Below are 19260 nucleotides of genomic sequence, written 5' to 3'. Positions count from 1 at the left end.
GCGACTGTGGCACATTGGTCATCACAACATTGGCAGTCGATGGTCGAGGGCATGGCCCGCCGGGACCGGATGAGTGGACCCTACCGCGCCTATGTGCCCGACCTGCTGCGTGCCCGGCCTCTGGTTCTCTCCGCGGAGCTTGATGCCCGGATCGCGCGGACGGAGCGCGAGATCCATGCCCTGCGGCTCGGGCAGCACGCCGCTGATATCGCGGGGCTGTCTCACTTTCTGCTGCGGAGCGAGGCCATCGCCTCGTCGTACATTGAGGGAGTCACGCCCGCAGCCCGCCGCGTCGCCGAGGCCGAACTCGAGTTGGCGGAAGGGCGCCCGGCCTCCAACCAGTCGGCGGGGGCGGTGGCCCGCAACGCCACCATCGTCAAACAGGCGATCTCCCGCCTGGCGGCGGCGGAGGCCATCACCCGGGCCGACATCGTGGAGTTGCAAAGCGCACTGCTCGCCGAGCAGCCGGACCTGCAGGGGGTGCGGCACACCCAGAACTGGGTAGGCGGCTCGCAGTACCACCCCCTGACCGCTGCCTTCGTGCCCCCACCGCCGGCGGAGGTGCCCGCCCTGCTCGATGACCTGGCCGCCTACCTGTCGGGTGCCGCCCACGGCCTGCTTGTGCAGGCCGCCCTCGTGCACGCCCAATTCGAGACGATCCACCCGTTCCCCGACGGCAACGGACGTGTCGGGCGCGCGCTCATCCACACGGCGTTCGCCCGGCGCACCCCCGGCGGCGCCTCGGTCCTGCCCGTCAGCCTGATCCTGGCCACGTTCTCCGAGCGGTACGAGGCGGCGTTGACCGCCTACCGGTACGACGGCGCGCCCACCTCGCAGGCGGCCACCGCGGGCGTGCAGGCCTGGCTGGAGTTCTTCTGCGACACGGTGGCGGCCGCCTGCCGCGAGGTTGCCCGGCTCGGCGCGGAAATAGCGCAGGTGCGGGCGGAGTGGGACGACAAGCTCGCGGCGCATCGGGCGGCCGCGGACCGCAAGCGGGCGCTGCGGGCCGATTCCACCGAGGCCCGCATCCTGGCGGGCCTGCCCGGCACGCCGGTGCTCACCGTCGCCACCGCCCAACAGCTGTACGACATCGGCGACAAGTCTGCCGCCAACGCGCTGCGCGAGCTGACCGCCGCGGGCATCCTCACCGAGACCGGCGGGCGGCGGGGCCGCAGCCACTTCGCCGCCAAGGATGTGCTCGATCTCGTGACCGTCACCGAGCGGCGCCTCGCCTCCACTCGTTTCGACACCGTGGCCAGCGCGCCGCAGCGCCCCGTGCCCGCGCGGCCACCAAGGTAAAGCAGCAGCCGGGCAGCTACCGATTGGCAGGCGGGGGTGGCGTGTCAGGCACCTGTCGTCCCTGTCCGGTGACTTGGGGGTGGGGGCCAGCCATTCCCGACTTCCGTCGTTTGGCGTGCTGCAGCCCGACGACCACCGAGAGCGCAACCACGAGAAGGACGATAGCTACCACGACGATGACAAACGTTTTCATTGCCCATCCTGCCTCGGATTTGGACTGTTTAGCTTAAGTGCGAGACTAACAAAATCGTCGCCCATCTTGGCAGGCTTGGACCCCTACGGCAGGTGCTCGTACAGCTCCGCCCATAGCCCGTCGCGCTTCTTGACGTGGCGGGTGCGGTAGGCGCGCAGCTTGGAGACATCCTCTGGGTCATCCTTTAGGGCGGAGGCCACGATGGCCTCAGCCAGCTCCTTGCCGCCCGGGGTGCCCTTGCCGAACCAGGCCGCGTGCACCGCCGCCGCCATCCCCGTCGAGACGGCCTCGGCCGTCGACATCGGCGACGACAAGCGCTCCACCCCATCCTTCCCGGCCTTGCCCGCCCGCAGCTCGCGGAACACGCGCGTCAGCACCTCGCTGGCGTCGGGCCCCAGCCGGGCCGGAATCTGGGCGGCCTGCAGCATCGCGTCGGTCTCCCGTTCGACCAGCGCCATCTCGACCTTGAGGCTCTCGATGGCGCCGATGGTCTCGAAGTTGAACCGGCGCTTCAGGGCGGCAGACATCTCGTTGACCCCCCGGTCGCGCGTGTTCGCGGTGGCGATGACATTGAAACCCTGCTGGGCGTAGACGGTGCGGTGGGCGTCGTCCAGTTCGGGAATCGACAGCACCCGGTCCGACAGGATCGACAGCAGGGAGTCCTGCACCTCGGCCGCGCAGCGGGTAATCTCCTCGACGCGCACGATCTTGCCGCCCGTCATCCCGCGATACATGGGGGCGGGCACCAGCGACTTCGGGGTCGGCCCCTCGGCCAGCAACAGCGCGTAGTTCCACGAATACTTAATGGCGTCCTCGGTGGTGGCCGCCGAGCCCTGCACGGTCAGCGTCGTGTCGCCCGAGATGGCCGCCGCCAGCAGCTCGCTCAGCAGCGACTTGGCGGTGCCCGGCTCCCCGATCAGCATCAGGCCCCGGTTGGTGGCCAGCGACACGACGCACCGCTCCACCAGCGACCGGCGCCCCACATACTTCTCAGAGACCTGCTTGCCGTCCCCGAGCACGAACTCCACCACTGACTGGGCAGACAGCTGCCAGCCGGGCGCCACCGGGCGCCCCAGCTTCTTGTCGCGCTTGCGCAGCAACTCCAGTTCCTTGGCGTACCGCAGCTCGGCGGGGGGCCGCTGCATCTCCATGTTTTCTCCTTCCGGCCGCAGGCATTATCCCGCAAGACGTTCGTGCTCTCAGCTCCAACCCAGCGGGACCAACGTGCCGAGCGTGGCGCTCAGCAGCTTCGGCGGCAGGCTGTCCCACCGCACCGTCTGCGCCTCGCTGGCGGGCGGCGTGTACCAGTTGCCGGACAGCAGACCCTTCTCCAGCCAGACGCGCTCCACGGTCTGATCGTCCTGGTCGCTTGAGTAGCCCGGCCAGAGCCCGTCACCGAACTCCAGCACCACGGTGCAGCCGACGCTTGCCAACGGCAGGACGAAACTGGTGAAGATGCCGCCGTCGCCGACCTCGCCTATCTGCCAACCCTGCTTAGTCAGGGACCCCATCAGCTTGCCCGCCGGGACAGGCTCGGGGGACAGGCCGTGCAGGAAAATGTCGTCGCCCTGGTCCGGGTGCAGCGTGTAGACGGGGCGGTCCAGCTGCTTGAACGGGGCCGACAGCTCGTAGTCGGTGAGCGTTAGCGCCCAATCCGCCAGGTGTTGGGCCTCCAAGTCCAGCGGATGGGCGACGGACAGCTCCCGCCCGGCAAGCTTCACCGGTTCGTCGTCGATGTCCACCAGCTGCCCGTCCTCTAGGCGGCCGGTGGCCACCAGGGTCTCGCCGTCCCACACCGCCCACACCAGCGCCGCCAGCAGACCGCGCAGCACCGGGTGGGAGGCGATGAAGGCAGTGAAGTCCGCTGCCTGCCACCGGCGCTGTGTCACCAGCGCCTGCTCGAAGCGTGCCAGCTGGCTCTTGGCTAGTGCCGTCACCGTCTTCTTCACCGTCTGGAAGTCGGCGCGCGCCTCGTCGGCGAGGGCGGTGTCGTCACTCTTGTTGGGGCGCGGCAGGCTGGTCAGTACCTTGCCGCTCAGGCGTCCGGTTTCGTCGCGCTGGCGGACGACGAGCTTGCCCTCCGGCGTTAGGTACGCCACGAACTGCCGGGCTCCGTAGTCGTAGTGCCGCTGTCCTCGCTCATCCAGGCCGCCGGTCGGCACGATCCGGTCGTTGAGCTCTTCGCGGGACAGGCCGCGGGCGGCGGCGATCTCCTCCATGGCCTCGCCCGCCCGGCGTTTGATGGCGGCGAACTTGACCCTATCGGCGATGGCGGCGATCTCGGCGAGCGCCAGCTCGCTGCCGCAGTTGGCCAGGGCCGTCAGCCCCTTGACCGCCCGCTGGTGCCTGCCCTCCCCGGGCCACCCCCGCACCAGGGGCGCCAGGAAGTGCACGAGGCCGTCGCCGCCGAGCCAACCGGAGTTGGTCAGCAGCCAGGCACGGTTGCTGGGGGCCCCGGCCCGCAGCCATCCCTCCAGGGAACTGACGGCGAACCGGTCGCGGCTGGCGGGCGTCGCCCGCTCGGCCACTGCGGCCACCAGCGGATGCCGCTCGGGCGCCGACAGGGCCTGCAGCAGCTGCCCGGCCTGGGCCTGCGATAGCCGCACTAGCGTGCCCGCTTCGTCTACCACCACCGGCGGCAGCGCGCTGGCGGGGAACGGCAGCTTGACCGCCTTCGGCAGGTCGGTGGCCGCCTCCACCCACCAGGCGGCGTCGGCCGCCAGCTCTGCCAGCTCGCCTTCTGCCAGCACCTCGCCGATTACCGCGTGGATACCGCCCGTGGTCTGGGAATGGATTTCCCGCAGCTCGGCGAGCGGCTGGTTCCGCAGCAGCGGCAGCAACTTGCTGGCCTGCGGGCGGGAAAGCGCGGCGCGCAGCACCTGCGGCAGGTGGTCGGTGAGCCACTCGGTGGCCGGGCCCGCCGCCGCGGTGTCCAACAGTTGCGCGAACAGGGCCACCGCCCCGGGGCCGTGCAGCCGCAGCGCCGCTTCCTTGACCATGGCCTCCGCCTGCGGCTTGCTGGCCTCCTCAACCGAGGCGCGCAACGCGGCAAACCCCTCCGCGCCGGTGCCGAGCAGCCAGGCCACCACGCTGCGCCACGTCCGCATCCAGCCATAGCGCACTTTGGTGGCGTAGGCCACGCGCGCGGCGGCGGTTGGTAGCCCCAGCGTGAATAGCATCCACTCTGATGAGCCGCGGTGCGTCAACTGCTCCGCTACCTCTTGTAGCTCCTCCTCCGGTATCGCTTCCAGGGCCCCGATCGTTGGGAATAAAACATCAGCTTTCCACCAGCTGCCGTGCTGCATCAGGGTGCGCAGGTTGGTGGCCACGTTCGCGCGGACCGCCGCCACCTCGGCCTCGGGCCGTCCACCCGCCAGGCCCCGCAGCAGCAGTGGGGTCTGACGCCGCTCGCTGAAAACCTTTACCAGCTCCTTCAGGGGAAGAGAGAAATCGGCCTCCAGGAACACGGCCACGTGCGGCGGCAACTCGACCCACTCGTCGCCGTACCGGTAGATGTTTTCCCCGCGGGTGCGGTGGCGGCGGAAGTAGTTCTTCCACCACTCGACCTTCTCCGGGCTCGGCACCCCCGTGAAGACCGGCTCGGTGAAGACCCACCGGGGCACCAGGTAGCTGCCGTCCTTGAAGTCGGCCTTCTGGGCGATGCGCGCCGCCCGCTCGGCCTCCGCCTGCGGATCAAACGGTCCCGCCTCCGGGGCGAACGCCACCGGCGCGCCCGGCAGGTAGGCCTCCTCCAACGGCCAGACGATCAGCCCAAGATCCGCCGGATCCGCGGTGTCGACGCGCAGCGGCTCCACCGGGGCAGTGGCGCGGGCCCTGCCACCCGCCGGGCGGGCGATACCCGGGCGCAGCGCCCGGCGCGGCCCACGCGGATCGGGCACAAACCCCGCCTTCTCCTTGGCCGCCACCTGCTTGGCGGCGGCCGCGGCCGCCGCCTCCGCGTCCGGATACTGGGTGGTGCGGGTGGTGGCGCGGCCACCGTGGCGGCCGAACTTGATGGTCACCTGGTCGGTGACGGCGTCGAGATACCAGAACTTGTCCGGGTCAGCGGGGTCATGCAGTCGCGTCTTCACGGCCCCGAGCATAGGAGGTGCCGCTCACATTTTTGGCCCCGCCGGTGTCGCAGTGTTGCGACCGGGCTGAGGCAGTGGCGACCGGGCTGGGGCAGTGGCGACCGGGCTGGGGCAGTGGCGACCGGGCTGGGGCAGTGGCGACCGGGCTGGGGCAGTGGCGACCGGGCCTCGCCGGGCAGAGGAAACCGGGCCGGGCAAGATGCCCGGCCCGGGGAGCCTAACCGCGCAGCTGCTCGACCAGCGCGATGATCTCGCTGGCCAGCGCGGGCGGCAGCTCGTGCCACGGCACCAGGAGGTTGTCCGCGCGGTCCTTATCCGGATCGCCCCACCCCAGGGAGCCGGGGTCGTCCAAGCCGCGCCGGAGGTAGAGCTGACTGAGCTTCTGGTCCTCGTTGTCGCTGGGCGAGCCCATCCACATGCCGTCCTCGAACAGCAGGACCGCAGTGACATTGCAGGACGGCAGCGGCAACCCGAAGAGGCAGTACACACCCGCGTCCAGGGCCGCCCCGCGCTGCCAGCCGCGCTTAGTGGCGGCGCCGACGAGCTTGGCTGCGGCTATGGGGGCGGTGGGCAGACCCTGGAGGAAGAAGTCGTCGCCCTGACCGGTCGGCAGCGCATAGACCGGGCGATCCAGCTGCTTAAAGGGAGTGGTCAGCTCATAGTCGGCCAACACCTCGGCCCACCCGGCGCGCGTCTCCTCGTCGAGATCGAGGGGATGGGCCAAGGTGACGTGCAGATCCCCAAGCTGCAGCGGCTCGTCGTCCCGGTCCACCAGCTGCCCCTCCTCCAGGCGCCCGGTGGCCCGCAGCGTATCGCCGTCCCAGACGGCCCAGATCAGCCCGGCCAGCAACCCAGCCAAGAGCGGGTGGGCGGCAATGTAGTTGGTGAAATCGGCGGCGGCCCAGCGGCGCTGCGTCACCAGGGCCCGCTCGAAGCGCTCGACCTGCAGCTTGGCCAGCGTGGTGACGGTCTTCTTCAACACCTTGGCCTCGTCGCGGGCGGCCGCCGCGCGGTCCGCGTCGTCAGACTTGTTGGGCTTAGGCAGGGAGGTCAGCACCTTGCCAGTGGGGCGCTCCTGCTCATCCAGGAGCCGGAAGACAAGCTTGGCCTCCGGGGTCAGGTACGCCACGAAGCGGCGGGCCCCGTAGTCGAAGTGGCGCTGACCGCGCGCGTCCAGCCCGCCGGTGGGCAGGATGCGGTCCTCCAGCTCGTCGCGGGAGAGCCCGCGGGCCGCGGCGATCTCCTCCATGGCCTCGCCCGCCCGCTTCTTGATCGCGGCGAACTTCACCTTCGCGGCGATGCCCGAGATCTGGCTCAACGCCAGCTCGGAGGCGACGTTGGCCAGGGCGGTCAGCCCCTTCACAGCGCGCTGGTGTTGCGCCACGCCCGGCCACTCCCGCACCAGCGGCGTCAGGTAATGGACGAAGCCGTCGCTGCCGAGCCAGCCGCTGCCCGTCAGCAACCAGGCACGGTTGTTGGGGGCCCCGCCCGTGAGCCAAGCGGCGACCACCCCGATGACGAACCGGTCCCGGCTGGCGGGCGTCGCCCGCTCGGCCACCGCTTCCACCAGCGGGTGGCGCTCGGGGGCCGCCAGCGCCCGCAGCAGCTCCCCGACCTGTTCTTGCGACAGGCGCACCGAGCCGTCGACGGTGGTGAGCACCACGGGCGGCAGAACGGACGGGACGAAGGGCAGCTTGCTGGCCGGGGGCAACTCCGCCCGCCCGCGCGCCGCCGCCCACCAGTCGCTGGCCGCGGGCAGCTCGGGCAGGTCGGCCTCCGCCAGGATCTCGTCGACGACGGCGCGGGTGGCGCCACTGGTCTGCTCGGCCACGGCCCGCAGCTCGGCAATGGGTACCTCCCGCAGGAACGGGGCTAGGGCGGCGGCCCGGGCCGGGGTCAGGCGCGCAGCCAGCGCCTGGGGGAGGTGGGCGCGCAGCCACTGGTCGGCAGCCGGGCCAGCCTTGGTGGACAGCAAGTCCAGGAAGAGCTCGGTCATTGCCGGGCCGTGCCCCGCCTCGGCGAGCATCTGGACGACGACCAGGGCGTGCTCCTTGCCGAGCGAGTTCACGGTCTCAAGCAGTAGAGGGAAGCCCGCCGTGCCGGTCCCCACCAGCCACGGCACCGCCGCCCGCCAGGAACTGATGTTGGCCCCGGTGCGGCGGGCAAACGCCACCCGCTGCTCCACGGTGGGGAAGACGAGACTGAGCAAAACGGTGTCAGTGTACGACCACGACGTCAAACATCCGGTGGCGGATCCGCTCATTGCCGCCATATCCGCCTCCGACAGGGCGGCAAGGGAAGCAGCTTGCAGGTGCGGGCTGGCGTCCAGCATGTCGTGGATGTAGTTGCCGCGCTGGGTGGGCACGATCAGGGGCGGCAGCGGGGAAGGCAGGGCGGCGCGCGCGGCCGCCACCTCCGCTTCGCTCCACAGGTGCAGTGCGGCCGGGATTTGGCACACCACGTGGTAGTGGGAGTGCTGCTTTTGCAGGCTGTGCAGCGCCTCCAGCAGTTCGGGCAGGGGCCGCCGGGAGTCCAGGAGCAGCAACGTCTCCAGCCAGGCGGGCAGGATCTCCAGCGGGCCGATCCAGTTTGGCATGCCCTTCGGGGCGTGCTGCTTGAAGTACTCCCGCCACCACGCGGCCCGCTCCGGCCGCGGAATGCCAGTGAACAGCGGCTCGGTGAACCGCCAGAAACCTTCAACACGGTAGGAGGCCTTGTAGGTGTCGACCCGGGCGATGCGCGCGGCCCGTTCAGCCTCGGCGTCCGGATCGAAAGGAGTCTCGTCTAGTGGCAGCGGCTGCGTGGCCCCGGGGGCGTACAGCTCCTCGAACACTGTCAAACGCAGCCCGAGATCGTCCGGGGCGGCGGTGTCTACAGTCAACGGTTGGGTAGTGGTAGATGCAGGCTTCTTCGGCATGGCTCACACCTTAGGGCTCCCCGCTCACATCCGGGACGACGGCCGCGTCGCAGTTCTGCGACGGGGTGAGGCTTCTGCCCGCTACCCGCGTACGCGGGCCAGCAGCCCGAGCACCTCGCTGACCACCCGGGGCGGCACCCGGCCCCAGGGCACCAGCGCGTAATCGGCCAGCTCCGCGGAATCGCCTTCGCTGAGTTCCCGCGGATTGACCTCCCCGCGCAGCACAAACAACTCCAGCACCTGCTGGTCGCGGGAACCCGCCATGCCGGAGACCCGGTCGAAGCCGGTGTGCACCAGCACCGGGGTCAGGCCGACGCCGCGCAGCGGCAGGGCATGTAATTGCACGACGGTGCCGCACACTGGGCTGCCCGGCTGCCAGCCGCCACGCTGAAACAGGCCCGCCAGGTGGGTCGGCTCAATGCGGTTAGTTGGCAGGCCCGACAGCCGGAGCTCCTGCTCCTGCCCGGACGCGAGGCCGAGGAGCGGCCGGTCGAGTTGTTTAAACGGCGGCACCAGCTCGTAGTCGCTGAGGGTGCGCGCCCACCCGGCTCGTTCGGGCTCGCCCAGGTCCAGCGGGTGGGCCACCGACAGCTCCCGCCCGGCCAGCGCCACCGGCCGGTCGGCGACATCAACCACGGTGCCGTCGTCATCAATGCGCACACTGGCGACGAGCTCCTCGCCCTCCCACACGGCCCACACCAGGCCCGCCAGCAGTCCGCGCAGCACGGGATGCGCCGCGATGAAACGCTCGAAATCCGCAGCAGGCCAGCGGCGGCCGGACACCAACGCCCGCTCGAACCGCGTCACCTGGGCAGCGGCCACCGCCGCCACGCTCTTGCGCAGCGACTGGAACTCGGCCTGGGCGGCTGCCACCGCGTCGGCGTCGTCGGTTTGGCGGGCCGCGGGCAGGCGCGCCAACACCGGACCGGCCGGGCGGCCGTCGTCTAGGCGCCGCACCGCCAGCTTGCCCGTCGGGGTCACATGCGCCACGAACTGCCGCACCCCGTAAGAGAACTGTCGCCGCCCGCGCTCGTCCAGACCGCAAGTCGACAGCACGCGGTCCTCCAGCTCCTCCGGCCGCAGGCCGCGCGCCGCCGCAATCTCGTCCAGGGCGGCGGCCGCCCGCTCCTTGATGCCCGCGAACTTGGCCTTCTCGGCGATCGTCACGATCTCCGTCAACGCCGTGTCGCTGCCCACCCGCGCCAGTGCGCCGAGGCCGCGCACCGCTCGCTGGTGCTGGTTGGCCCCCGGCCAGGCCCGAATCAGGGGGCTGAGCTCGTGGACGAAACCGTCCCCACCCAGCCACCCGGCCCCCGACAGCAGCCAGGCCTGCTTGGTGGGCGCCCCCGCCCCCAGCCACAGCTCCAGCAGATCCAGGGCGAAAGTGTCCCGCTGTCCGGGGGAGACCCGCTGCGCCACTTGCGCCACCAACGGGTGGCGATCCTCCGCCGCGAGCGCCCGCAACAGTTGCGTCACTTGAGTCTGGCTCAGGCGGTGACCGTCCACGACGAGCGGTGCCAGGCGCGCCACCGGGAAGGGCACGCTGCCGCCGCGGGGGAGTTTGCGGGCCGCCACGGCGTGGCGCCACCACTCGGGGCTGTCCGCCTCGGGCAGGGCGGCCGCCGCCAGCTCGCGCGCCAGCAACGGTTGCAGGCTGGCCGCCGCCTGCCCCGCCACCGCGGCCAGGTGGGCGGGTGGGACCGCGCGCAGGTAGCGGACCGCGGCGCGAGCCAGGGCGGCAGGCAGGTGGGCGGCGAGCAGTTGCGGCAGGTGCGCGGCCAGCCAACGGTCGGCTTCGGCGGCGCCGCGGGTGCGCAGGGCCCGCAGGAAGAACGGCACGACGCCGGGGCCGTGCGCCACCCGCCCGACTTCGGCCACCAGCATCGGGGCGACGTCGGCGTCGGCCTGGCCCAGCCACGCCAGTAGCTGCCCGAACCCGGCCGCGCCCGTGGCGACCAGCCACGGCACCACGCCGCGCCAATCGGGCAGGCGGGCCCCGGTACGGCGGGCGAAGGCGACCCGTTCGGCGGGCGTGGGGGCGAGGAGGGACAGCACCCAGGCGTCGCCGGTGTTGAGCTGCCCCAGTACTTGGTCCGGGACGGTGGCCAGCAGGTCGCGGGCTTCTTGCGGTTCCAGTACCTCCAGGGCAGCGGCCACCAGGATGCTGCGGTCGGCGAATACCCACATGCCGTGGACCTGCTGGAGTGGGGGCGGCAGTGGGGTGGGTAGGGTCTGACGGGCAGCGACCAGTTCGGTGGTGGGGCGGCGCGCGAGCAGGCCGCGCACTAGCAGCGCATCCGGCCCGTACTCCTGCAGCTGCCCGGCCACCGTCCGCAGCGACTTGTCCCAGTTAATGGTGAGGGTGGCCCGCAGCCAGGTGGGCAGGAACTGGTCCGTGCCCACCCAATAAGGCTGTGGGGAGTCGGCACCCCGCAGCCGCGCGAGGTGCTCGCGCCACCACTTGACCTGCTGGCTGCTCGGCAGGGCCGCAAACAGTGGCTCGGTGCAGGTCAGCCAGTGGCCGGTGTGGTAGTCGTATTCGGCGGGCGTCAGGTGGGTGATGCGGGCCGCCCGCTCGGCTTCGGCGGTCGGGTCGAACGACGCGGGCGCCGGGGGGAGGTCGGCGGCCTCGTCCAGGCAGTAGCAGGCCTCGAAAGGGGTCAGGTTTAGCCCCAGGTCGGTGGCGGGCAGTGGGCTGACGAGCAGGGGCGGCGACGCCTGCCTCGTCTCAGTGTCTGCTGTCGCGGGGGTGCCTGGTGTTCCGTCGTCAGTGGGTATGCCTGCTTTTGGTTCGTCCACACCGTTGGGTGAGGGGACGCCACTCGGCTTGGCCGGACCCGCCAGGCGGTGGCTGGCGGCCGGGCGGCCGGGCCGGGGCGCCACTGGCTCTTCGCCGACCGGGTAGTAGCCGGCCCGCAGCTTGTCTTCGATGCACCACTGGTATTTGCGCAGCAGGTAGTCGCCGTACGGGTTGGCCAGCTTCCGGGTGGTGCCCCGGGCCCCGACCTTGCCCCACCGCACGCGCAGCCCCTCCTTATCGAGGCTGATCTCCCAGAACTTTTCCACGCCGTCGGCGCGGTAGCGCAGCTCGGTGCGTTCCATGTCAGTGCTCCAGGTCGTGCAAGGTGGTGAGGATTTCGCTGGCCAGGGGCGGGGATAGCTCCCCCCACTTGGCGAGTTGACAGGCCGCCAGTTCCTGGCGGGTGCCGCGCCCCAACTCTTGGGCGCTGGCCTCGCCACGAACCAGGTACATCCCGGTGATGCGTTGGTCTTCGCTGGCAGCGGGGTGGGCCACCTCGATCCCGGGGCTCCAAGTCAGCACCGCGGTGAGCTGGGTTCCGGGCAGTGGCCAGTAGTGCAGGTAGTAGGTGCCGTGCTCCAGCACTTGTCCTCGCCGCCACCCCCGGGTCTCCAGCAGGCGCGCGGCGGGAGCGGCGGGAACGCTGCCGTCCGGCAGGTCGGGGAGCAGCAATGCCGTGCGGGCGGCAGCGGGCAGGGACAGGGTGGGACGGGCCAGTTGCGGAAAAGGGGCAGGAAGCTCGTAGTCAGCCAGGACCTGGGACCAGGATGCGCGAACCTGAGATGTCAGATCCAGGGGGTGGGCGACGGTCACGGTGTGCTCGGGGCGCAACTGTACGGGCTCGTCGGCCAGGTCAAGGAGGGTGGCGTCCGCGAGGCGGCCGGTGGCCACCAGCTCTTGGTCGTCCCACACCGCCCATACGAGCCCCGCCAGCAGGGAACGCAACAGGGGATGCGGGGCGATATAGGTCGTGAAGTCGGCGGCACTCCAGGCCCGCGAGCCGAGCATGCTGGTCTCGAAGCGTTGCAACTGCACCCGGGTGAGGGTGGTGATGGTCTTCCGTAAGGCCGCGAACTCGGCTTTGGCCTGGCGGGCTGCTGCGGTGTCGTCGTTCTTGCTGAGGGTCGGCAGGCTAGCCAAGGTCTTGCCGACGGGGTTGCCGTCAGCATCCAACAGGCGGGCGACGAGTTTGCCCTCCGGGGTGAGGAATGCCCGGAACTGCCGAGACCCGTAAGTAAAGAGGCGGTGTCCGCGCTCGTCCAGGCCGCCGTCAGCCAGGACACGGTCGGCAAGCTCGTCCCGCGTCAGCCCCCGCCCGGCCGCCAACTGCGTCAGCGCCGCCTCAGCTTTCTTCCTGAGCGCCGCGAACCGGCGGTGGTTCGCCAGCTGCGCCAACTCGCTCAGGGCCGCATCGCTGCCGACTCGCGCCAACGCCAGCAAACCCGCCGCCGCCCGTTGGTGCTGGTTCTCCAGCGGCCAGCTGCGCAGGAGGGGAGCCAAGGCGTGCACAAACCCATCGCCGCCGATCCGCCCGCACCCGGTGAGCAACCCGCAATGCCGGTTTGGGTCGTCGCTGCGCAGCCAGGCGTACAGGAGAGCGAGTGCGAAATCGTCGCGGACCGTCGGGGCAATCTCGCTGCGCACCCGCTCCACCAGCTCCGTGTGGGCGTCACGGCTCAGCGTCTCCACGAGCTCTGCCACCAGTTCGTCACCCAGTCGGCTCTCGCCGACCCACAAAGGCGGCAGCTCCGCAGTTGGCACCCCGACGTCGACCGTCTGCCGGGGGGTGTGGGCGTGCCCGCCCCAGTGGGGGCGCAACAGCACCGGTGCCTGACGCGCCCGCAGGCTCGCGGCCGCCACTTGGCCGAGGTGCGAACTGGAGGTCTGCAGCTGGCGGAGCACCTGGTCGCTGGCGCCCTGCACGAAAGGCACCAATGTCGCCGCCTCGGTCGGGGTGAAGGTCAGCTGGCCGAGATCAGGTAGGTGAGCGCGTAACCACTGCGCAGCCGGGGCCGGGGACTTGCTCTCCAAGGCAGACAGGAAGAAGTGCCCCATGCCCGGCCCGGTAGCGGACTCGGCGGCCACACTCAGCAGCAAGTGCGCCGTCTGGGCGGACACGCCATCCAGCCAGCGGCGCAGCTGTGGCAGCCCGAGGCTGCCCGTGCCCGCCAGCCACGGCACCACATCCCACCACTCCCGCAGTTGCAGCCCCACTTCGGCGGCGAAAGCCACCCGCTCGGCGGGGGTGGGCAGGAGCAGCGCCAACATTGGTCCACGGCGCAAGGCCTCGCTGGCCCACCACTTCCGCGGCACTTGGGCGAGGACGGAGGCCACCTCGGTCGGCTCGCGGGCCCCAAGCGCCACGGCCTGGAAGAGGCTGTAGTCGACCATCTGCCCAAAACCGGAGATGGGACACGGCAGGACCGCAGGCAGCTGGGCCTTAGCGGCGGCCAGCTCCGCCGGTGTCGCCCCGGCCACCAGGCCGCGCAGCAAGAGGGCTTCGCAGCGCTGCCCAGCGGGCGAAGCGAGCAGCTCGGGCAAAGGCAGGCGCCAATCGGCGGCCAGCAGGGCCGCCAGCCAGGCGGGCAGGTCACAAAACTTGTCGCGCCAGCTGGCCGGTTGGCGGCGCGGCCCCCGCAGCGAAACCAAGTGCTTTTTCCACCACGCCAACCGGCGCGGGCTCGGAATCTTGGTGAACAGCGGTTCACGGAAAGAAAAACGCAGGTCTGGGGCGATGTCAGTGAACTCGATGCGGCGCACGATGCGCCCCGCTCGTTCCGTTTCGGCCGCTTGGCGCACCGGCGTGTCGTCGAAGAACAACGGTGGTGCCTTTCCAGCGTACAGGGCCTCGAACGGCGTCAACTGGAGGCCCAGGTCCGCCGCGGCAGCCCCAGAAGCAGACGTGCCCATCAGCACCTGCCTCTCTCTAGCGGGGGCCGGGCCCGCAACTGGCGGGGCGCCGATGCCAGCCAGCCCTGCTTGGCGGGGCGGCCCGCGACCTGCCATTGGGCCACCAGCTCGCGCGCGAAGCTACTGCGGGCGGCCGGGGATAGGCGCTCCGCCACCGCCTCCACTAACGGGTGGGGCTGCTGTGCCGCCCACCTGGTCTCCGTGCATGTCCCAGGCGGGGGTGGGCAGGCCCCCACCGCTAGGGCCCGTAGCAGCGTCTGCAGTTCGGGAGCTGCCAGGCGTTGGCCATCCACCACCAGCGGCGGCAGGCGCACCGGGGGGAAGGGCACCGGCGCTACGTGGCGCAGCCGCTTGGCTGCCTGCGCCTGGCTCCACCAGCTAGTGGCCGCATCTAGGTGCGGCAGCTGGGCTGCCCCGATGATGCCGTCGATCAGCGGCCGCAGCTGCGGGCACGCCTGCGCCCGGTGGGTCTGCAACTCGGCCAGCGGTAGCTGACGCAAGTAGCGGGCGGCCACCGCCGCCTGGGTGGTATCCACGGGGGCGGCGATCAGTTGCGTGGCGTGGGCGGTCAACCACCGGTCAGCCACTGGCGCTTGCCCGGTGGCCAACAGGTCCAGGAAGAGCGGGGCCGCGGCGGGCCCGTGCAGCATTGCCGCCGCGGTGCGCGCCATCGTGTGGGCGATGGGTGGGGCAGCGGCCGCGATCTGCTCGCCCAACAGGGCTAGGCCGGTCTGCCCGGTGGCTACCAGCCACGGCACCACCGCCCGCCAGGTCGTGAGCCGCAAGCCCGTGCGCACCGCGAAGGCGACGCGTTCCTGCGGGGTGGGGGCCAACAGCGCCAAGGGCCACACCTCGGTGAGTTGCGGCTCGGCCAGCGCCCCATCGGGAATCTCCGCCAGCAGGCGGCGCGCCGCCGTCGCCGACAAGCAACCCAGGCCGGCCGCCCGCAGTGCCGTCAAATCCAACACCCGCCACACGCCCTGCCGGTCGCGCCGCACCGGGCACGGCAGTTCGGCAGGCAGGTCGGCGCGGGCGGCCGCCACGGCCACCGGATCTAACAGGTGGAGCAGACCGCGCAGCAGCAACACCTCCGCCCCCTGTTTGGCTAGCCGCCGGGCGAGGGCGCGCGGCGTCGCCTCCCACCGGCTGAGCAAGATGGTGCGCACCCAATCGGGCACCATGAGTTCCTCCGCCAACCATGTCGGGCGCACCCGTTCACTGGTGCGCAGCGAACGCAGGTGTTCCCGCCACCAGCTGCGGCGCTCGACGCCCGGAAAGGTCGTAAATAGGGGAGCGGTAGGAAACCACCAGTCGTAGAGCGTCGGTCCCTGCTGGTAGTGCGTCTTGCAACCCACCTGCTCGGCGTGGGCCAGCTCCGCCTCCGGATCGAAGGGGGCGGCGTCGGCCGGAATGTCTGCCGTGTGGGCGCTGTCGTAGAGGGCCTCAAAGGGCGTGATGGCCAACCCCAGGTCGCTGCTGTTCGTCGGCACCTCACGCCCCATAGTGCACCACCGACAGCGCCACATCGAGCTCGGCCAGCAGGCACACCTGCGGGGCTGACAACTCGAACTGGCCGTTGTCCTGCCCCGGCCAGGTGTAGATGAATAAGGTGCGCTCGAAGTCGTGCTCGGCGAACAGGGCCGCGAACTGGCTTTGTCGTTCCGCCACCAGTCCCAGCACGTCGCCGATCTTGTCCGCCCCTGCGGCGTGGCGGTCGCGTCCGAACGAGTAGTAGGACACGCTGCTCACGATCTGCACGCGCTTGTTGCGGGAGGAGTGCACCTGGCCTTTGCTGTGGTAGGCCGCGTCGGGCACGGCCAGGGCGGCGGCCACCTGCGCCATGTCCACAAACTGGGGAGTCTCCATGTAGAAACTCACTTCCAGTGCGTTATCCAGTGGCGTCACGTCCCCCTCCTAACTCCGATACCCCAGCTGGGGTGCAGGCGCGGCGGCCCGCCCTCAGGTTAGGAGCGGCACGGGACCCGTGGGGCGGGTGTCGCAGGGTTGCGACCAGACAGCGACACCCGTGCCAACTACAGGGCGGCCAACGTTGCCAACACCTCGCTGACCAGGGTGGCGGGCACCTGCGACCACGCCACGGCATCGGCCGGGGGCGTGTGCGGCAGCTGCCGCAGCGGCGGCGTGCCCGGCACCACGAACAGGGCGGACAGGGTTTGCGGCTCGGACTCCTTGACGCTCCAGGCGGCCAGGCCCGGCGAGTGGACGAGGACGACGGTCACCCCCAGCAGCCGCGACGGCCAGGCGTGCAGGTGGTAGTAGCCGCCGTCGGCGGGCGGGGCGGCCTCCCAGCCGAACTTCTTGGCCGCCGCCACCAGCTTGCGCGGCTCGACGGGTGCGGTCGGCAGCTGCGGGTCTTGCCCGGCGGGCAGCGTCGCGGTGGGGTGCGTAAGCTGCTTGAACGACGGGGCCAGCTCGTAGTCGGCAAGAACCCCGGCCCAGGTTTGGCGGTCGGCGCGCGTGAGCTGCAGCGGGTGGACGACGCTGACCTCCCGCCCAGCGACAGCGACAGCTTCGTCGGCGGCGTCCACCAGCTGGCCGTCGGCGTCCAGACGGGCCGTGGCGGTGAGCTCCTCGCCGTCCCACACGCCCCACACCAGCCCGCGCAGCACATGCCGCAGCACGACATGCGTGGCGATGTGGGCGGCAAAGTCCTCGCCCCGCCACCGGCGCCCCTCCACCATGAAGCGCGCAAAACGCTGCTTCTGGGTGCGCACCGTCCCGGTGAGCAGCTTCTTGAAGGCAGCGAATTCGGACTTGGCCTCCCAGGCGCGGTCGGCGTCGTCGCTGGCGAGCGGATCCGGCAGCCCAGTTAACTCTTTGCCTTGCGGCTGCCCGTCTGCCGCCAGCTGGCGGGCCACCACCTTGTAAGCGTCCGTGAGATAGGAGACGAACTGGCGTGCCCCGTAGCTAAAGCGGCGTCGCCCGCTGGCGTCCAGGCCGCCGTCGGGCACCAGCTGATCCTCCAACTCGTCCGGGCTCAACCCGCGGGCGGCCGCCAGTTCGGTGAGAATCTCGGCGGCTCGCCGCTTCACGGAAGCGGTCTTCATGTTCTTGGTGATATCCGCCAGTTCGCTGAGGGCCCGCGCTGAGCCGACGTGGTGCAGCGCCGTCAGGGCGGTGACCGCGCGCTGGAAGCGCTGGGCGCTCGGCCACCAGCGGATCCGCGGCGCCAGGGCGGCCACGAACTTGTCGCCCCCCAACCAGCCCGCGCCCGTCATCAGCCAGGCCTGCTTGGCCGACGGGTTGGGGGCCAGCCACAGCAGCAGCAACGTGGTGGCGAAGTCGTCGAGCTCGACGGCGTCAACGTGCTCGCGCACCGCCGTGACCAGCGGGTGGCGATTCTTGGCGCGCAACGCCTGCACCAGCTGGGCCACTTCCGCCGCGGCCAGGCGGCGGCCGTCCACCCGCAACGGCGGCAGGGCCGCCAGGGGGAAGGGCAGCTCTTGCGCCTTCGGCAACCGCTGCGCGGCCGCCTGCCACCACGCCGGTGGGTCGGCCAGCGGCAGGCTCTCCTCGGTCTCCACCTGGGCGAGGGCGGGGCCGCAGGCCCCGGTGCGGGGCGCGGCCGCCCGCCAGGCGGGGGACGCCAGGCGCAGCAGCGGCACGACTTCCTCCACCTCCGCGGTCGATAGGTCGGCGGCCAGCACCGCGTCCAGGTGCTCGGCGAGCCACTGCCAGGCCTGCCTGCCGGTGTCGTGCCCCAACTGGCGCAGCATGTAGCTGACCTGGGCGGGGCCAGTAATCGCCTGGGCGCGCTCGTGCATGAATCCCTCCGGTAGCTGGTAGCGGTCCGCAATGGACAGGCCCGCCGTGCCTGTCGAGATCAGCCACGGCAGCAGCATGCGCAGCCCCGGGGCCTTGGCGTTGGTGCGGCGCGCAAACTCTCGCCGCTCGGCGGGGGTTGGCAGGGCCAGGGCGTCGGCCACCGTGAGCCAGACGACGGGTGAGCGGGGGGTGGGCGGGTGCGCACCGGCGGGCAGATCATCCGGGATGAGGGCGTACAGGCGGCGCAGCTCGGCGTGCGCCTGCGGATGCAGGGCCGCGAACGTGAACAGCGCGGTGCGAAACTCGGGGAAGTCGAGCTCGTTGGGTTCCTGCAGGTGGGCTACCGCGTCGGCAGCGGCCGTGCGGGCCGCCGCCACCTCCGCCGCGGCGAACCAGTGCAGCACGCCCCGGGCCAGCAGGACGTCGGGGCCGTACTGCCCCAGGTCAGCCAGAATGTCGGCCAGCGAGCCCTCCCAGTTGGTGCGCAGCACGGCCGCCAGCCACTGCGGCACGTGTATAGCCGGGCCGCTGCGCCGCACGTCCGTGGGGTGGGAGTTGTGCGTCCGCAGGTGTTGGGCCCACCAGGCCCGCCGCTGCGGCCCCGGCACCCGCACAAACGGCGGCTCACGAAAACCCCAGTAGTCCGCGAAGTAATCGTGCTGGAATAAGGTGGCGAGTTGTTGGGCGCGAGACTCTTCGGCCTCCCGGACAAATGGCGTGTCGTCTCGCTCCAACTCGACGACCGCATCGAGGTCGTACAACTTCTCGAACGGGGTGATGCGTAGCCCAAGGTCGTGGCGTCCGCTGCTCATGCCTTCCTCAACTCTGCTAGAAACGTCAAAACTTCGCTCGTGATCCGGCGCGGCACTTCTTCCCACGGAATCTCCGGCGGGAAATCCCGGAGCTTCACGTCGCGCGCTTCGGAGCCCTGCAGCATGTCCCGCAACTGCCTGTCCCGCAACACCTCCCAGGTTAAACGCCCGCTGTGGGCCGTGGCCTGCGCCGTGCGCGTGGCCAAGGCCAAGGACACTTGCAGCGACAAATCCAACTCGGCCAGGTACAGCCAGGCGAGCTGACGGTCTCCCCCGAACTGCGCCCACTGCCAGGAGCGAGACCGCGCCACGCTCTCAAAGCCGGTGTGCAGGTCAAGATCGGGCAGGGTGGGGGTGAGTTGTTGGGGGTGTTGGTAGTGGTGGGTGGGTTGGGTGAGTTGGTTGAGGGGGTTGGTGAGTTCGTAGTCGGTGAGGTGGGTGAGCCAGTTTTG

General features: G+C 70.9%; 11 protein-coding genes. 1 reads left to right on the top strand and 10 read right to left on the bottom strand.

The genetic code is table 11. The features are described from left to right. Positions 1 to 6 precede the first annotated feature (6 nt). Complete coding sequence (locus BSZ40_RS09110; protein WP_222842772.1) at positions 7 to 1299, top strand: Fic family protein; 1293 nt, start codon at positions 7 to 9, stop codon at positions 1297 to 1299. A 16-nt stretch (positions 1300 to 1315) separates the two neighbouring features. On the opposite strand, the gene BSZ40_RS11930 is transcribed toward BSZ40_RS09110, so the two are convergent. From BSZ40_RS11930 to BSZ40_RS11925, 10 genes are all read right to left on the bottom strand, one after another. After that, positions 1316 to 1492, bottom strand: a complete 177-nt coding sequence (locus BSZ40_RS11930; protein ID WP_158020888.1) for a hypothetical protein — start codon at positions 1490 to 1492, stop codon at positions 1316 to 1318. A gap of 83 nt (positions 1493 to 1575) precedes the next feature. Further along, a complete protein-coding gene (locus BSZ40_RS09105) occupies positions 1576 to 2643 on the bottom strand; it encodes an ATP-binding protein (RefSeq protein ID WP_073825525.1) in 1068 nt (355 codons plus the stop codon). Between the two features lie 48 nt (positions 2644 to 2691). After that, positions 2692 to 5583 (bottom strand): DUF4132 domain-containing protein, encoded by a 2892-nt coding sequence (locus BSZ40_RS09100; protein WP_158020887.1) that lies wholly within the window; start codon positions 5581 to 5583, stop codon positions 2692 to 2694. A gap of 217 nt (positions 5584 to 5800) precedes the next feature. Next, positions 5801 to 8500, bottom strand: a complete 2700-nt coding sequence (locus BSZ40_RS09095) for a DUF4132 domain-containing protein (RefSeq protein ID WP_073825519.1) — start codon at positions 8498 to 8500, stop codon at positions 5801 to 5803. A gap of 81 nt (positions 8501 to 8581) precedes the next feature. Continuing rightward, positions 8582 to 11602 carry a DUF4132 domain-containing protein gene (locus BSZ40_RS09090; RefSeq protein WP_073825516.1) on the bottom strand — a complete coding sequence of 1007 codons (3021 nt, stop codon included), beginning with the start codon at positions 11600 to 11602 and terminating at the stop codon, positions 8582 to 8584. 1 nt (position 11603) lies between these two features. Beyond that, positions 11604 to 14210, bottom strand: coding sequence for a DUF4132 domain-containing protein (locus tag BSZ40_RS09085; RefSeq protein ID WP_073825513.1), 2607 nt, complete (start codon positions 14208 to 14210; stop codon positions 11604 to 11606). Then, the gene (locus tag BSZ40_RS09080) at positions 14210 to 15700 is read right to left on the bottom strand and encodes a hypothetical protein (RefSeq protein WP_143180933.1); all 1491 of its coding nucleotides are present in this window, start codon (positions 15698 to 15700) and stop codon (positions 14210 to 14212) included. Before BSZ40_RS09080 ends, BSZ40_RS09085 begins: the two co-directional genes overlap by 1 nt. A 1-nt stretch (position 15701) precedes the next feature. Then, positions 15702 to 16115: a hypothetical protein gene (locus BSZ40_RS09075; protein ID WP_073825507.1), complete on the bottom strand. Its 414-nt coding sequence runs from the start codon at positions 16113 to 16115 to the stop codon at positions 15702 to 15704. A gap of 128 nt (positions 16116 to 16243) precedes the next feature. Then, entirely contained in the window at positions 16244 to 18808 is a 2565-nt protein-coding gene (locus BSZ40_RS09070) for a DUF4132 domain-containing protein (protein WP_073825504.1), read from the bottom strand. Next, on the bottom strand, positions 18805 to 19260 hold a 456-nt coding region (locus BSZ40_RS11925; protein ID WP_158020886.1), incomplete at its 5' end, for a hypothetical protein. The genes BSZ40_RS09070 and BSZ40_RS11925, both read right to left, overlap by 4 nt.

The organism is Buchananella hordeovulneris, from assembly GCF_001907235.1.
Lineage (GTDB): Bacteria > Actinomycetota > Actinomycetes > Actinomycetales > Actinomycetaceae > Buchananella > Buchananella hordeovulneris.
This window is presented reverse-complemented; position numbering and strand designations above follow the sequence as displayed.

What these genes read in the sequence shown, in the direction of transcription:
- BSZ40_RS11930 (WP_158020888.1), bottom strand. Translation starts at nt 1,492, where the DNA reads ATGAAAACGTTTGTCATCGTCGTGGTAGCTATCGTCCTTCTCGTGGTT.
- BSZ40_RS09090 (WP_073825516.1), bottom strand. Translation starts at nt 11,602, where the DNA reads ATGGAACGCACCGAGCTGCGCTACCGCGCCGACGGCGTGGAAAAGTTC.
- BSZ40_RS09095 (WP_073825519.1), bottom strand. Translation starts at nt 8,500, where the DNA reads ATGCCGAAGAAGCCTGCATCTACCACTACCCAACCGTTGACTGTAGAC.
- BSZ40_RS09085 (WP_073825513.1), bottom strand. Translation starts at nt 14,210, where the DNA reads ATGGGCACGTCTGCTTCTGGGGCTGCCGCGGCGGACCTGGGCCTCCAG.
- BSZ40_RS09105 (WP_073825525.1), bottom strand. Translation starts at nt 2,643, where the DNA reads ATGGAGATGCAGCGGCCCCCCGCCGAGCTGCGGTACGCCAAGGAACTG.
- BSZ40_RS09070 (WP_073825504.1), bottom strand. Translation starts at nt 18,808, where the DNA reads ATGAGCAGCGGACGCCACGACCTTGGGCTACGCATCACCCCGTTCGAG.